This window comes from Agromyces sp. Root1464, from assembly GCF_001427265.1.
Classification (GTDB): domain Bacteria; phylum Actinomycetota; class Actinomycetes; order Actinomycetales; family Microbacteriaceae; genus Agromyces; species Agromyces fucosus.
Window position 1 is genome coordinate 1,064,495 of sequence record NZ_LMFU01000002.1, and the last position, 13,451, is coordinate 1,077,945.

The 13,451-nt window shown below is 69.1% G+C and carries 11 protein-coding genes; 6 read left to right on the top strand and 5 right to left on the bottom strand.

What is annotated here, in order from left to right; all coding sequences use genetic code 11:
* Window positions 1-22: 22 nt before the first annotated feature.
* The gene (locus ASD23_RS10605; protein WP_056010137.1) at window positions 23-1,417 is read right to left on the bottom strand and encodes an MFS transporter; all 1,395 of its coding nucleotides are present in this window, start codon (window positions 1,415-1,417) and stop codon (window positions 23-25) included.
* 175 nt (window positions 1,418-1,592) lie between these two features.
* Here ASD23_RS10605 and hpaH point away from each other — a divergent pair, with 175 nt between their 5' ends.
* The 6 genes from hpaH to hpaD all read left to right on the top strand — a co-directional run bounded on the left by hpaH (window position 1,593) and on the right by hpaD (window position 8,195).
* Window positions 1,593-2,378, top strand: a complete 786-nt coding sequence (hpaH, locus tag ASD23_RS10610; RefSeq protein WP_056012939.1) for a 2-oxo-hept-4-ene-1,7-dioate hydratase — start codon at window positions 1,593-1,595, stop codon at window positions 2,376-2,378.
* Window positions 2,363-3,172, top strand: a complete 810-nt coding sequence (locus tag ASD23_RS10615; RefSeq protein WP_056010140.1) for an aldolase/citrate lyase family protein — start codon at window positions 2,363-2,365, stop codon at window positions 3,170-3,172. The genes hpaH and ASD23_RS10615 overlap by 16 nt, the downstream gene beginning before the upstream one ends.
* A gap of 97 nt (window positions 3,173-3,269) precedes the next feature.
* Window positions 3,270-4,793, top strand: coding sequence for a fumarylacetoacetate hydrolase family protein (locus ASD23_RS10620; protein WP_056010143.1), 1,524 nt, complete (start codon window positions 3,270-3,272; stop codon window positions 4,791-4,793).
* An 8-nt stretch (window positions 4,794-4,801) separates the two neighbouring features.
* Window positions 4,802-5,479: a GntR family transcriptional regulator gene (locus ASD23_RS10625; protein ID WP_056012942.1), complete on the top strand. Its 678-nt coding sequence runs from the start codon at window positions 4,802-4,804 to the stop codon at window positions 5,477-5,479.
* Between the two features lie 30 nt (window positions 5,480-5,509).
* Window positions 5,510-7,003 carry a 5-carboxymethyl-2-hydroxymuconate semialdehyde dehydrogenase gene (gene hpaE, locus ASD23_RS10630; protein ID WP_056010146.1) on the top strand — a complete coding sequence of 498 codons (1,494 nt, stop codon included), beginning with the start codon at window positions 5,510-5,512 and terminating at the stop codon, window positions 7,001-7,003.
* A 49-nt stretch (window positions 7,004-7,052) separates the two neighbouring features.
* The gene (gene hpaD, locus ASD23_RS10635; RefSeq protein WP_056010149.1) at window positions 7,053-8,195 is read left to right on the top strand and encodes a 3,4-dihydroxyphenylacetate 2,3-dioxygenase; all 1,143 of its coding nucleotides are present in this window, start codon (window positions 7,053-7,055) and stop codon (window positions 8,193-8,195) included.
* A 120-nt stretch (window positions 8,196-8,315) separates the two neighbouring features.
* Here the strand turns inward: hpaD and ASD23_RS10640 are convergent, their stop codons facing one another.
* From ASD23_RS10640 to ASD23_RS10655, 4 genes are all read right to left on the bottom strand, one after another.
* Window positions 8,316-10,061, bottom strand: a complete 1,746-nt coding sequence (locus tag ASD23_RS10640) for a glycoside hydrolase family 36 protein (protein WP_056010152.1) — start codon at window positions 10,059-10,061, stop codon at window positions 8,316-8,318.
* 11 nt (window positions 10,062-10,072) lie between these two features.
* A complete protein-coding gene (locus ASD23_RS10645) occupies window positions 10,073-10,918 on the bottom strand; it encodes a carbohydrate ABC transporter permease (RefSeq protein WP_056010155.1) in 846 nt (281 codons plus the stop codon).
* Window positions 10,915-11,928 (bottom strand): carbohydrate ABC transporter permease, encoded by a 1,014-nt coding sequence (locus tag ASD23_RS10650; RefSeq protein ID WP_082571363.1) that lies wholly within the window; start codon window positions 11,926-11,928, stop codon window positions 10,915-10,917. Before ASD23_RS10650 ends, ASD23_RS10645 begins: the two co-directional genes overlap by 4 nt.
* A 73-nt stretch (window positions 11,929-12,001) precedes the next feature.
* Window positions 12,002-13,315: an ABC transporter substrate-binding protein gene (locus tag ASD23_RS10655; RefSeq protein ID WP_056010158.1), complete on the bottom strand. Its 1,314-nt coding sequence runs from the start codon at window positions 13,313-13,315 to the stop codon at window positions 12,002-12,004.
* Window positions 13,316-13,451 lie beyond the last annotated feature (136 nt).

Genomic DNA, 13,451 nt, shown 5'->3' on the forward strand with positions numbered 1-13,451 from the left:
GGCATCCGTGTCTCGACTGCGCCTACTTCACGCCGTAGATGGCGCTCGCCGACTGCTCGGCCTCGTGGTCGGGCCCGAGCGGGATGCCGGTGCGGTCCTTCAGCAGCAGGGTCGCGATGAACGCGACGACCATGATGCCCGCGATGTAGAACGCCACGGAGGTCGCGGTGCCGGTGGCCTGCACGAGCGCCGCCGAGATCATCGGTGCGAAGGCGCCGCCGAGGATCGCGCCGAGCGCGTACGTGATCGAGACGCCCGAGTAGCGGATCGACGCCGGGAACAGCTCGGTGAAGTACGCGGCCTGCTGCCCGTAGGTGAAGCCGTTGCCGATCGTGAAGAGCGCGAGGCCGGCGAAGAGCAGCCAGACGTTGCCGGTGTTCACGAGCGGGAACAGCAGGAACACCGTGGCGAGGAAGGCGATCCAGCCGATGATGTAGGTGTTGCGGCGACCGATGCGGTCGGAGACCGAGCCGGCGATCCAGGTGATGATGAGCCAGACGACGGCGGATGCCGCGACCGCGAGCAGCACGGGCGTGCGCTCCATGCCGACGTGGCCACCGTCGGCGATCGGCGTTGTCGCGTAGTTCTGGATGTAGCCGCCGGTCGTCATGTAGCCGGCCGCGTTGTTGCCGGCGAAGGTGAGCGCGGCGAGGACCACGAGCAGCCAGTGCCGCTTGAAGAGCTGCTTGATCGGCGTCTTCGTCTGCTCCTTGCGGGCGGCGATCTCGGTGAAGACCGGGCTCTCGTCGACCGAGCGGCGCACGATCATGCCGACGATGATCAGCACGAAGCTGAGGAGGAACGGGATGCGCCAGCCCCACTCGAGGAAGGCGTCGCCCGGCGAGATGACGCCCGTCATGAGGGCGAGCACGCCCGAGGCGAGCAGGAGCCCGATGGGAACGCCGATCTGCGGGAACGCGCCGTAACGGCCGCGCTTGCCGTCGGGTGCGTGCTCGACCGCCATGAGCACGGCGCCGCCCCACTCGCCGCCGGTCGAGAGCCCCTGCAGGATGCGCAGGAGCACGAGGAGGACGGGCGCGAGGATGCCGACCTGTTCGTAGGTCGGCAGCACGCCGATGAGGGTCGTCGCCGCGCCCATGAGCACGAGCGTCACGACGAGCATCGCCTTGCGGCCGATCCTGTCGCCGAAGTGGCCGGCGAGGAACGCGCCGAGCGGGCGGAACAGGAAGCTCACGCCGATCGTCGCGAACGAGAGGATCGTGGCGAATTCGGGCCCGGCGGGCGCGAAGAAGAGCACCTGGAACACGAGGCCGGCGGCGCTCGCATACAGGAAGAAGTCGTACCACTCGATGGTGGTGCCGATCACGGTGGCGAATGCGACACGGCGGAGTTCCCGTCGTCGCGCGTCGCTCTGGGTCGGCGCTTGGGCCGGTGCGGGGGCGGATGTCGTGGTCATGCGGGGGCGACTCCTCTGTCGGGTCCGCGGTCATGGACGACTCGTCGTCGAGCCCGAGACGAGTCCTCGTCATAATATACGATTTCAAATACGACGCGGACCCAGGGTGCTGGCCGTCACTCGTCGTCGTATACGATCACCTCGGGACCCCTCCGAAGACGAAGTGGAGCGCAAGTTGCTGGAACAGACCCGCATCGAGGAGATCGCCGACGAGCTCGTCGCGGCCCATCACGAGCGTGGCACCGTGCCGCTGCTGACCGCCCGGAACCCGGGTATGACGGTCGACGACGCCTACGCCGTGCAGAGCGTCTGGGCGAAGCGGCGCCAGGCCGACGGCGCGCGCCTCGTGGGCCGCAAGATCGGCCTCACCTCGAAGGTCATGCAGGTCGCGACCGGCATCACGGAGCCCGACTACGGCGTCATCTTCGACGACATGGTGGTCGAGTCCGGGGCATCCGTCGAATTCGACCGCTTCTCGAACGTGCGCATCGAGGTCGAGCTCGCCTTCGTGCTCGCCAAGCCCCTGCAGGGCCCGGATGTCACGATCTTCGACGTGCTCGACGCCACTGCGTACGTCGTGCCGGCCCTCGAGATCCTGAACTCCCACATCGAGATGCAGGGCCGCACGATCGTCGACACGATCTCCGACAACGCCGCCATGGGTGCCATGGTGGTCGGCGGCCGCCCCGTGAAGGTCGACGACGTCGACCTCCGGTGGATCTCGGCGCTGCTCTACCGAAACCAGACGATCGAGGAGTCGGGTGTCGCGGCCGCGGTGCTCGGCCACCCCGCGATGGGCGTCGCCTGGCTCGCGAACAAGCTCGCCCAGCACGAGCAGTCGCTCGAGGCCGGAGAGATCATCCTCGCGGGGTCGTTCACGCGACCCATGTGGGTCGAGCGCGGCGATACCGTGCACGCAGACTACGGACAACTTGGAGCAGTGACGTGCCGATTCGAATGACCCTTCCCGAGACGCTGACCACGCGAATCGCGGCGAGCGACCGCCCGCTCGTCGGCATGTGGGTCTGCTCGGCGAGCCCGATCATGGCCGAGATCGCGGCCGGCAGCGGCCTCGACTGGGTGCTGATCGACGGCGAGCATTCGCCCAACGGACTCGACTCGATCCTCGCGCAGCTCCATGCCGTGTCGGCCTACCCGGTGGCGCCGGTCGTACGACCCCCGATCGGCGACACCGTGCTGATCAAGCAGTACCTCGACCTCGGCGTGCAGAACCTGCTCGTGCCCATGGTCGACTCGGCCGCGCAGGCCGCTGAGCTCGCTCGCGCGGTGCGGTACCCCGCCGACGGCGTGCGCGGCGTGGGTGCCGCACTGGCCCGCTCGTCGCGCTGGAACCGCGTGGACCGGTACCTGCACGACGCCGCGACCACGATCAGCCTCACGGTGCAGATCGAGTCCGCGGTCGCGGTCGATGCGGTCGAGGACATCGCCGCCGTCGACGGCGTCGACGCGCTGTTCGTCGGCCCTGCCGACCTCGCCGCCTCAATGGGCCTGATCGGCCAGCAGTCGCACCCCGACGTCGTCGAGGGCGTGCTGCGCTCGATCCGCGCGGGAGCCGCCGCGGGCAAGCCCGTCGGCGTCAACGCCTTCGCTCCCGCCGACGCCGATCGCTACCTCGCCGCCGGCGCGGCGTTCGTCTCCGTCGGGGCGGATGTCGCGATCGTCGCCCGTGCTTCCGAGGCGCTCGCCGACCGGTTCATCCCGGCGGATGCCGCGGCTCCCCGCGCGAGCTACTGACGAGCCGGCTCGATCGATCTGGCGAACCGGTGCGATCACCGCTCGACACACCCTCGCGAATCGTATATCATTTGAGATATCGAGAGACGAGGACAATGTGGACTTCGGCATCACCGCCCCCGGCAAGATCATCGCCGTGCACCTCAACTACCCGTCGCGGGCCGCGCAACGCGGGCGTACTCCGGCGCAGCCGAGCTACTTCCTGAAGCCGGCCTCCTCGCTCGCACCGACCGGCGCCACACTGGAGCGCCCCGCCGGCACCGAGCTGCTCGCCTTCGAGGGCGAGATCGCGATCGTCATCGGCGAACCGGCACGCCGGGTCTCCCCCGCCGACGGCTGGCAGCACGTGGCATCCGTGACCGCGGCGAACGACTTCGGCCTCTACGACCTGCGCGCCGCCGACAAGGGCTCGAACGTGCGATCGAAGGGCGGCGACGGCTTCACGCCGATCGGTCCCGTCGCGATCCCCGTCGCAGGTCTCGGCGAAGGCGACTGGCGCGTGCGCACGTGGGTCAACGGGCAGCTCGTGCAGGAGGACACCTCCGACACGCTGCTCTTCCCGTTCGGCCGGCTCATCGCCGACCTCTCGCAGCTCATGACGCTCGAGACCGGCGACGTGATCCTCACCGGCACGCCAGCAGGGTCGTCCGTGGTGCTGCCGGGCGACGTCGTCGAGGTCGAGGTCGACGCCCCCGACGCGCCCGGGGCTCCGAGCACCGGGCGGCTCGTCACGACCATCACGCAGGGCGTCGCCGAGTTCGGCGACTTCGGAACCCGGCCCGCGACCGACGAGCTGCAGCGCGTCGAGGCCTGGGGCAGTGACGAGGAGCTCGCCGCGGCCGTCGCCGCCGGGCGCGCTTCAGCTCCGGCCTCCACCAGCGCAGCGGATGCCGCAGCTCCCGCCGCCGGCACCGTTCCCGCCTTCGAGCTCACCGACGAGCTGCGCGCGGACTTCGGCCGCGTCGCCGTCGCCACCCTCTCGGTCGCGCTCCGCAAGCGCGGCTACCACGACATCTTCATCGAGGGCGTCGCCGCGAACCACGCCGGTGACCGCATCGTCGGCCGCGCGAAGACGCTCCGGTTCATCCCGTTCCGGCCCGACCTCTTCCAGAGCCACGGCGGCGGGTTCAACGCGCAGAAGCTCGCCTTCGACACCGTCGCTCCCGGCGAGGTGCTCGTCGTCGAGGCCCGCGGCGAGCGCGGCACCGGCACCGTCGGCGACGTGCTGGCCCTTCGCGCCCAGGTGCGCGGCGCCGCCGGCATCGTCACCGACGGCGGCGTCCGCGACTACGACGCGGTCGCAGGCTTCGAGATCCCCGTGTTCTCGCAAGGCCCGCACCCCTCGGTGCTCGGTCGGCGCCACGTGCCGTGGGAGGTCGACGTCACGATCGCCTGCGGCGGCGCCGCGGTGCAGCCCGGCGACGTCATCGTGGGCGACGGCGACGGCGTCATCGTGATCCCGCCGCAGCTCGCCCTTGAGGTGCTCTCCGAGGCGCTCGAACAGGAGCGGCAGGAGGCGTACGTGGCCGAGCAGGTCGCGGCCGGGGCATCCGTCGACGGACTCTTCCCCATGAACGCCGAATGGCTCGCCCGCTACCGCGCCGCGCAGGAGGCATGGTGAGCCCCCAGATGCAGACCGAACGCTCGACCGAGAGCAAGTCGCAGCAGGCCTACCGGTTCATCCGCACGCGCATCGACGACGGCCGATACGTCCCCGGCTACCGGCTCGTGCTCGGGGCGATCGCCCGTGAGCTCGACGTCTCGGTCGTGCCGGTGCGCGAGGCGATCCGCCTGCTCGAGGCCGAGGGCCTCGTCACCTTCGAGCGCAACGTCGGCGCCCAGGTCGCCCTCATCAAGGAGACCGAGTACCTGCACACGATGCAGACGCTCGCGCTCGTCGAGGGTGCGGCGACGGCGCTCTCGGCGCCGTTCATCTCCCCCGACCACCTCGCTCGCGCGCGCGAGATCAACGAGCGGATGCGACGCACCCTCGACGACTTCGAGCCGAGCCGGTTCACCGAGCTCAACCTCGAGTTCCACGCCGTGCTCTTCGAGGAGTGCCCGAACCCGCACATCCTCGATCTCGTGCACCGGGGCTGGAACCGCATGAAGGTGCTGCGCGACTCCTCGTTCAGCTTCGTTCCCGGCCGCGCACACGAGTCCGTCGAGGAGCACGAACGCATCCTCGAGCTCATCGAGGCGGGCGCCGATGCCCTCCAGGTCGAGCTCGCCGCGCGGCGCCACCGCACCGCGACGCTCGACGCCGTGCTCGCCGCCCAGTCGCGGCATCCGCTGCCGTCACCCTGACCATCACCCTCCCCACGAAAGCCGCATGACATGACGCACTACATCCCCGAAGGCCTGCCCGACCGCATCCGCCACTTCATCGACGGCGAGTTCGTCGACTCCGTCGGCGGCGAGACGTTCGACGTGCTCGACCCCGTGTCGAACGAGACCTACGTGCAGGCCGCGGCCGGCCAGCAGGCCGACATCGACCTCGCGGTCGCCGCGGCGAAGCGCGCGTTCGACGAGGGGCCCTGGCCCCGCATGCTCCCCCGCCAGCGCTCGCGGGTGCTGCACCGGATCGCCGACCTCGTCGAGGCGCGCGACGCCCGGCTCGCGGAGCTCGAGACGTTCGACACCGGCCTGCCGATCACGCAGGCGCTCGGCCAGGCGCAGCGCGCCGCCGAGAACTTCCGCTTCTTCGCCGACCTGATCGTCGCCCAGCGCGACGACACCTACAAGGTGCCGGGTCGCCAGGTGAACTACGTGAACCGAAAGCCGATCGGCGTCGCCGGCCTCATCACGCCGTGGAACACGCCCTTCATGCTCGAGTCGTGGAAGCTCGCGCCCGCGCTCGCGACCGGCAACACCGTCGTGCTGAAGCCCGCCGAGTTCACGCCCCTGTCGGCGTCGCTCTGGGCCGAGATCTTCCGCGAGGCGGGCGTGCCCGACGGCGTCTTCAACCTCGTCAACGGCCTCGGCGAGGAGGCCGGCGACGCGCTCGTCAAGCACCCCGACGTGCCGCTCATCTCCTTCACGGGCGAGAGTCGCACCGGCCAGATCATCTTCGGCAACGCGGCACCGTTCCTGAAGGGCCTCTCGATGGAGCTCGGCGGCAAGTCGCCCGCCGTCGTCTTCGCCGACGCTGACCTCGACTCGGCGCTTGACGCGACCGTCTTCGGCGTGTTCTCGCTGAACGGCGAGCGCTGCACGGCAGGGTCCCGCGTGCTCGTCGAGCGCTCGATCTACGACGACTTCGTCGCCCGCTACGCCGAGCGGGCGAAGAACATCGTGGTCGGCGACCCGCACGACCCGAAGACGGAGGTCGGCGCCCTCGTGCACCCCGAGCACTACGACAAGGTCATGAGCTACGTCGAGATCGGCAAGACCGAGGGCCGGCTCGTCGCCGGCGGCGGTCGCCCCGACGGGCTCGAGACCGGCAACTACGTCGCCCCCACGGTGTTCGCGGATGTCTCGCCCGACGCCCGCATCTTCCAGGAGGAGATCTTCGGACCCGTCGTCGCGATCACGCCGTTCGACACCGATGAGGAGGCGCTCGAGCTCGCGAACAACACCCGCTACGGGCTCGCCGCCTACATCTGGACCAACAACCTGAAACGCGCACACAACTTCGCCCAGTCGGTCGAAGCGGGCATGGTGTGGCTGAACTCCAACAACGTGCGCGACCTCCGCACCCCGTTCGGCGGTGTCAAGGCGTCGGGCCTCGGTCATGAGGGCGGCTACCGTTCGATCGACTTCTACACCGACCAGCAGGCCGTGCACATCACGCTCAACGAGGCGCACTCGCCGCGCTTCGGCGCCAAGTAGCCGGCCCCGCCCTCCCCCACCGACCGCTCCACAACTGAAGGACGAACCAATGTCTGCGCTCAACGACCGAGTCAAGACCTCCTCCGGCTTCTACGTCACTCAAGAGGCCCCGATCCAGACCGACAATGCGATCCCGACGCCATCGGTGCCGGCGCCCGACATCCTCCGCTGCGCCTACATGGAGCTCGTCGTCACCGACCTCGCGGCATCGCGAGAGTTCTACGTCGACGTGCTCGGACTCTACGTCACCGAAGAGGACGATGCGGCGATCTACCTCCGGTCGACGGAGGAGTTCATCCACCACAACCTCGTGCTGCGCCAGGGCCCCGTCGCCGCGGTCGCCGCGTTCTCGTACCGGGTCCGCTCGCCCGAAGAACTCGACGTCGCGGTGGCCTTCTACAGCGAGCTCGGATGTCGCGTCGAGCGTCGCTCGGAGGGCTTCACGAAGGGCATCGGCGACTCGGTGCGCGTCGAGGACCCGCTCGGATTCCCGTACGAGTTCTTCTACCAGACCGAGCACGTCGAGCGGCTGTCGTGGCGGTACGACCTGCACACCCCCGGCGAACTCGTGCGCCTCGACCACTTCAACCAGGTCACCCCCGACGTGCCGCGCGCCGTGAAGTTCATGCAGGACCTGGGCTTCCGAGTGACCGAAGACATCCAGGACGACGAGGGCACGGTCTACGCCGCATGGATGCGCCGCAAGCCCACCGTGCACGACACGGCCATGACCGGCGGCGACGGCCCCCGCATGCACCACGTCGCCTTCGCGACGCACGAGAAGCACAACATCCTCGCGATCTGCGACAAGCTCGGTGCGCTCCGTCGTTCCGACGCCATCGAGCGCGGCCCGGGCCGCCACGGCGTCTCGAACGCGTTCTACCTCTACCTGCGCGACCCCGACGGCCACCGGGTCGAGATCTACACCCAGGACTACTACACGGGCGACCCCGACAACCCCGTCGTCACGTGGGACGTGCACGACAACCAGCGCCGCGACTGGTGGGGCAACCCCGTCGTACCCTCCTGGTACACCGAGGCCTCACTCGTGCTCGACCTCGACGGCAACCCCAAGCCGGTCGTCGCCCGCACCGACGACTCCGAACTCGAGGTCACGATCGGCGCCGACGGCTTCTCGTACACCCGCGAAGGCGACGAGGAGAAGGGCTTCAAGCTCGGCAACACGCTGTAGGCCTGTTCGGTCCTCCGACGGCGAACGCCGCCCGCCGTCCCGATTCCCGGGGCGACGGGCGGCGTTCGCGTTCGACACCGAGCGCGCCGCGCTGCGGTGCACAGGATCCCGACGCGGAACTCAGTCGAGCATGAGCTCCGCGATCGACCACGGCGGGATCGGCAGGAAGCCCTGCCTCCCGAGCTCCGCACGGCCCGCGGCGGCACCGGCCGCGGTACCGGTGACGACCGTGAGCCCGGCCATCGACGTCGCGGGAGTACTCGAGCGGTAGGCGAGCTGCGCCGAACCCGACGCGTTCAGCACGACGAGTCGGCGCACGCCGTCGAGCTCGAGGTCGAGGACGCTGCCGCCGTACGCCACGACGACGAGCGTCCCGCCGAGTCGTGCCGCCGCCGACGGATAGCCGTCGACGGGCAGGCCCGCCGTGATCTCGCCGTCGATCAACACGCCGCTGAGCTCACGCCAGACGCCGAGGACCGCAGCGACCGCGTCCCGGTGGGCGGCCGGCAGCGAGACGAGCGGCATCGAGATCTGGGGCACGCCGAAGAACGCGCCGAACAACTGCCGCACTGCCGCATCGGGCGACGCGGTCGGATCCCACATGATGGGGTCGGCGTGCACGACCTGCCCGTTCGAGAGCAGGCGCAGGTCGAGGATCGACCGGCGGTTCTGGACGGCGTCGGCCGGGCAGTCGTCGGCGCGCACGACGTCGGCGTACGACGCGACGGCCGGTGACACGTACGGCTGGCGGAACTCGATCAGTGCTCCGGGCCGCTCGAGGTCGACCGCATCGGCGACGCCGCGGAGCAGGAGCGTCATCGCCTCGCCCACGTCGGCCACGTCGCCGGACGACGGTTCGCCCGCGTAGACCATGGCCGAGTTCAGGAAGTCGATCTTGAGCCCGTCGAGGTCGTACTCGCGCACGAGTCGGGCGCAGGTCTCGACGAGGTGCGCGCGCACCTCGGGATGGCGCGGGTCGAGCACGCGACACCGGAGCGACTCGGAATGGTGCGGAGCGAAGCGGTGCAGACGATCGAACGCCTCGCTCTGCTCCCCGAGCAGGAGCGGCGCGATCCACAGCACGACATCGAGATCCTGCCCGTGGAGCCTGCCCGAGAGGGCGGTGAGGTCGGGGAACTTGTCCGTGTCGGGCACCCAGTCGCCGCACCCCGCGTACCACCGGCCATCGCCGAAGCGCTGCCAGCCGTCGTCGATGAAGACCGAACGGCACCCCAGCTCCGCCGCCACTGCGGCATCGGCCTCGATGACCTCCTCCGAGATGCGCTGCGAGTGGGCGTACCAGGTCGAGTACACCGGCTCGCGGGACGCCGTCGACGCCGGACGCACCGGAAGGTCGGCTCGCACGGCCTCCGAGACGGCGCGAACGGCACGCGCGTACGGCATCGCCTCGCTCACGACCACGAGGTCGAGTCCGGCCTCGAGCTCGGCCAGGCGCCCCTCGATCGGCAGGCGCACGACGAACGTCTTCTCCTCCTCGGAGACGCCGTACTGCAGCTCTCCCTCGTGCACGAGGCAGTCGAACCCGAAGGCGAGCCTGCTGCTGCCGTCGGCGTCGTAGAGCGCTCCGATCGGGGCGGACCGCACCGCACTGAACGCGTCGCGCCCGGCCCAGTCGGCCGGGAGCCCCCGGCCTCCCGAGAGCCCGGGGTTCCAGTATCCGGCAGCATCGCCGAGCGGAAGCTCGAGCACGGCCTGGCCCTCGCCCTGCGCGTCGAGGCGGATACGGACGAGCCCGCCGTCCTCGCTCAGTTCCGAGACCCGGCACGCACCGCCGGTGCCGAGGCGGATGCCTCTGGGGAGCTCGGTCCACTCGATGAGCGAGAGGTGGTGGTCTTCAAGTAGCACGTGCGGAACTCCTATTGCTTGACTGCGCCGGCGAGGATGCCGGCGACGAAATGACGCTGCAGGAACAGGAAGAGCACGAGGATCGGCAGGACCGACAGGAACGTGCCCATCATCAGCTGCCCGTAATCCGTGGTGCCGATGCCCTGCAACGAGGCGAGCGAGACGGGGATGGTGAACGACTCGGGCGTGCGCAGCACGACGAGCGGATAGACGAACTCGTTCCACTGGGCGAGGAAGAGGAAGATCGCGAGCGCCGCGAGTGCCGGCCGAACGGTCGGCAGCACGATCCGGGAGAACACCCGGAACTCCCCCGCCCCGTCGACCCGCGCCGCCTGCAACAGCTCGTCGGGCACCGCCTGCATGGTCTGGCGCATGAGGAAGATGCCGAACGGCAATGCGAGGTTCGGCAGGATGAGCGCCTGGTAGGTGTCGAGCCATCCGAGCGTCACCATGATCTGGAAGAGCGGCACGAGCGTCACCTGCGAGGGCAGCGCGAGCGTGATCAGCACCGCACCGAACAGCAGGCCGCGCCCGCGGAACTCGAACTTCGCGAACGCGTAGCCGGCTGCCGTGCAGACGACCAGGCCGAGCAGCGTGTAGACGGATGCGACCAGCACCGAGTTCCCGATCGCGCGGCCGAAGAGCGTGTCGCTGAGGAGCCCGGTGAGGTTGTCGAAGAACGCCGGACCCGGCAGCACGTTGGGCGGGGAGGCGAAGATCTCGCGTGACGGATACGTCGTGGCGATGATGAGCCAGTAGAAGGGCAGCAGCATGAGCACGGCCCCCGCGGCGATCACCGTCGTGAGCACGAGGGACTTGGTTCGGCGCCCGCGCACGCCGATGAGCGACTCGGTCATCGGGTCTTCTCCTTCGGGGACATCGACTTCTTCGGGGAGATCGGCTTCGGCGCTCGCTCGCGGAAGAGGCGGAACTGGATGAGCGAGACCACGGCGATGATGACGGTCAACGCATACCCGATGGCCGAGGCGTACCCGAAGTCGAAGTACTTGAAGCCGTTCTGGTAGAGGTACATCCCGACCGTGAGGGTGGCGTTGTCGGGCCCGCCGTTCGTGAGCACGTACGGCTCGTCGAAGAGCTGGAGGGTGCCGATCGTCGAGAGGACCACGGTCAGCAGCAGCGCCGGGCGGAGCCCCGGCAGGGTGATGTTGACGAACCGCTGCCATCCGTTCGCGCCGTCGACCTGCGCCGCCTCGTAGAGTTCGCCGGGGATCGACTGCAACTGCGCGAGGTAGATGATCGCGTTCTGGCCGGTGTAGTGCCAGGTCATCGCCAGCACGATCGAGATCTTCGCCCAGAACGGATCGACGAGCCACGGAATAGGGCCGATGCCGACATAGCTCAACAGCTCGTTCACGATGCCGGCGCTGGAGTCGAAGAGGGCACTGAAGAGGATGCCGTAGGCGACGAGGCCCATGACGATCGGCACGAAGAACGCCATGCGGAAGAACGCGCGGCCCTTCAGGAGCAGTGAGTTGAAGGCGACCGAGAGCACGATGCCCAGGCCGAGCATGAGCGGCACCTGCACCACGAGGATGAGTGCGGTGTTGCCGAGCGCCTTGTAGAAGAGCGGGTCCTCCAGGAGGCGCAGGTAGTTGTCGAGCCCGACGAAGGTGATGACCCCGCCGATGTTCGAGGTGAGGCTCGTCCAGAAGGCCGAGAGGTACGGGTAGAGCTTGAAGCCGAGGAACAGCACGATCGTCGGCAGCAGGAAGAGGTAGGGCGTGATCCGCGGGTGGCCGATCGAAGAGCGTCGGCGGCGCCGCGGGGGCCTCGGCGGGGCCGCGAACGGCGCTGCCTCCGCGGTCGGGCCGGCCGAGGCATGGGCGGTCGAGGACAGGACATTCATGTGTGTTCGCTCCATGGGAGGGCGCGCCGGCCCGCGATGTCGCTGGACATCGCGGACCGGCGCATCCGGTCCGTCAGTCGGCCAGCTTGCGGCCGGTCTGCTGGACGACCTGGTCGGCCGCCTCGTCGAGCGCCTGCTGGGGGTCGGCTCCGGAGAGCAGCACTCGCGTCTGCGCATCGGTGTACGCCTTCAGCGCCCGCGCGTAGTCGCTCGTGTAGTTCAGGACGGGGGTGTCCTGCTCGAGCTCCGCGATGAAGATGGCGTTCGGCGACTGTCCGTCGAAGTACTCGCTCGGCGCGGCGAAGCCCTCGGACTCGAGCATCGGCTTGTACCCGGGGAACATGCCGCCGCCCTCGTAGACGAGCTTCTGGCCCTCGAGCGTGCCGAGTGCGAAGTTCACGAACTCCCACGCGGTCTTCTGGTTCTTGCTCGCCGTCGGGATCGACAGGTAGGTTCCGCCGTTCACCGCCGCGGTGATGCCCCCGGGCTCGACGGACGGGGGCAGCCGCACGCCCCAGTTGCCCGCCATCTCGGGGGCCTCGTTCTCCATGACGCCGGCCATCCAGCCGCCCGCGGGCATGATCGCCGTCGGCTTCTCGCCGCGCAGCTGCGCGAGCAGGTTGTCCCAGCTCCCCTGCACGTCGCCGACGATGCCGAGGTCGTTCGCCTTCTTGATGAGTTCGAGGGATGTCACGCCGGCATCGCCGTTCATCGTGATGTCGCCGCTCTCGTCGAAGTAGAACGAGTCCTGCAGCGCCGTCTGGAGCTGCCAGAGACCGGCCGAGTCCGCCTCGGTCGCCGCCTTGTCCTGGTTGTAGAGCGGAACGCCCGTCTTCTCCTTGATGATCACGCCGGCATCGATGAGCTGGTCCCACGTCTCGATCGAGTCGATGTCGATGCCGGCCTCCTCGAAGATGTCGCTGCGGTAGAAGAACCCGGTGGCGTTGACCTCGTAGGGAATGCCGTACACGGCGCCGTCGGCGCCCGAACCGCTCTTCCACGCGCCGGAGGGGAACTCGGGCTCGAGCGAATCCGCGCCGAATTCGCGGAGGTCGACGAGCTCGCCCGGGAACTGCTCGACGTAGTTGCCCATGTAGTCGATGCCGATGTTGAGCACGTCGGGCAGGCCCTGCCCGCCGGCGGCCATGCCGGTCGTGATTTTCTCCCAGATCGCCGGGTTGCCGACGTCCTGCACGTCGATCTCGACATCGGGGTAGAGCTTCTGGAACGCGGGGACCGCAGCCTCGAGGCCGTCGCCGGGCGCGTTCCACGTCCAGATCGTGATCTTGCCCGACACGTCGCCATCGGTAGCGCCGTCGTCGGCGGCCGTGGCCGAGCATCCGACGAGTGCGGCGACGCTCGCGACGGCGGCTGCTGTGACCGCCATCCCGCGTGCTCGCTTGTTCAACGTGAACCTCATTGTTCGCAGTCCTTTCTCGGTGAGTCGCGTCATCGGCGACTCGGCGACAGTAACATATTATGTGTATATATGCAGCGACTGTCTGCAAACTTGCAATGGAGGA

Excerpts from the sequence above, each read along its gene's own strand:
- ASD23_RS10625 (WP_056012942.1), top strand. The coding sequence starts at position 4,802 with ATGCAGACCGAACGCTCGACCGAGAGCAAGTCGCAGCAGGCCTACCGG.
- hpaD (WP_056010149.1), top strand. The coding sequence starts at position 7,053 with ATGTCTGCGCTCAACGACCGAGTCAAGACCTCCTCCGGCTTCTACGTC.
- ASD23_RS10650 (WP_082571363.1), bottom strand. The coding sequence starts at position 11,928 with ATGAATGTCCTGTCCTCGACCGCCCATGCCTCGGCCGGCCCGACCGCG.
- ASD23_RS10645 (WP_056010155.1), bottom strand. The coding sequence starts at position 10,918 with ATGACCGAGTCGCTCATCGGCGTGCGCGGGCGCCGAACCAAGTCCCTC.
- hpaE (WP_056010146.1), top strand. The coding sequence starts at position 5,510 with ATGACGCACTACATCCCCGAAGGCCTGCCCGACCGCATCCGCCACTTC.
- ASD23_RS10605 (WP_056010137.1), bottom strand. The coding sequence starts at position 1,417 with ATGACCACGACATCCGCCCCCGCACCGGCCCAAGCGCCGACCCAGAGC.
- ASD23_RS10655 (WP_056010158.1), bottom strand. The coding sequence starts at position 13,315 with ATGGCGGTCACAGCAGCCGCCGTCGCGAGCGTCGCCGCACTCGTCGGA.